General features: G+C 76.8%; 2 protein-coding genes. Both read right to left on the bottom strand.

All coding sequences use genetic code 11. From position 1 onward, the window contains the following. Positions 1 to 385 (bottom strand): hypothetical protein (locus PYV61_RS25610; RefSeq protein WP_275836717.1); only part of this gene is annotated, 385 nt, incomplete at its 3' end. A gap of 152 nt (positions 386 to 537) precedes the next feature. Continuing rightward, the coding region (locus PYV61_RS25605; RefSeq protein WP_275836716.1) for an SDR family oxidoreductase at positions 538 to 1,135 on the bottom strand (598 nt) is incomplete at its 5' end.

Here is a 1,135-nt window from a genome sequence, read left to right as displayed (position 1 = left end):
CTACGCCGAGCGGCTCGCGCGCGCGGAACCCGCGCGGCGGCTCCAGCACGACCACGCGCGCCTCGGGGAGGTCGAGCAGCGGCTCCAGCGCCGGCTCCCAGGCGCCGCCGACGGCGACGATGCCCCCCGGCTCGGTGAGCCCGAGCAGCGCCGCCAGCCGCATCGCCAGCTCCTCCGGCGGCCCGCCGAGCGCCGGCGCCGGCGCGGGCCCGTCCGCGTCGAACACCGCCACGCCGTCGTCGATCGCGAACTCGGCGCGGCACACGGGGCAGCCGAGCGTCCCGCGCACCATCACCCGCCCGCGGACCTCGAGCGCGGCCGCGACCAGCCAGGTGGGCGGGTGGGGGCGGGGGCAGCGGAGGGTGTCGATCAGATCGAGATACACGGCCTGATACTGCGTGGTCCGGTACGGCGTGGTCAATCACGGCGTGGTCGGGTACTGCGTGACATCCACCAGTGGTGGTGGAACACGCCGTACCGGACCACGCCGTACCGGACCACGCCGTACCGGACCACGCCGTACGTGACCACGCCGTATCATGCCCTCGACAGCCTGAGCTCGTCCACGTTCACCTCCGCCGGCGCGCTCACGACGTACCGGATCGCGTCGGCCACCGCGGCGGCGGCCAGCATCTGCGCGCGCGGCGTGAACCCCTCGCGGTTGTCCGGGTCGAGCGGGTCCCACAGCGGCGTGTCGACGGGGCCGGGCGAGACGAGCGAGGCGCGCACGCCGGTGCCGCGCAGCTCGGCGCGCAGCACCTCGTGGAAGGCGCGCAGCCCGTGCTTGCTGGCGGCGTAGGCGCCGTTGCCCGGGAAGACCGAGCGGTCGGCGATCGAGCCCACCGTCACCACGTGGCCGCCGCCGCGCGCGAGCATCGCGGGGAGCAGCGCGCGCACCAGCCGGAACGGGCCGACGAGGTTCGCCTCGAGGGCGGCGACGAAGTCGGCGGGGGGCGTCTCGGCGACCGGCGCGACGGTGAAGGCGCCGGCGTTGTTCACCAGCACGTCGGGCGCGCCGCCGAACGCCGCGGCCACGCGGGAGACGGCGGCCGCCACCGCGGCGTCGTAGCGCAGGTCGCACGGCACGGCGACCGCGCCGCCGCCGACCGCGTCGGCCTCGCGGCGCAGCGCGTCG

Source organism: Roseisolibacter sp. H3M3-2 (genome assembly GCF_029211165.1).
Lineage (GTDB): Bacteria > Gemmatimonadota > Gemmatimonadetes > Gemmatimonadales > Gemmatimonadaceae > Roseisolibacter.
The sequence above is the reverse complement of the archived record's forward strand: the minus strand, read 5'-3'. Positions and strand labels throughout refer to the sequence as shown.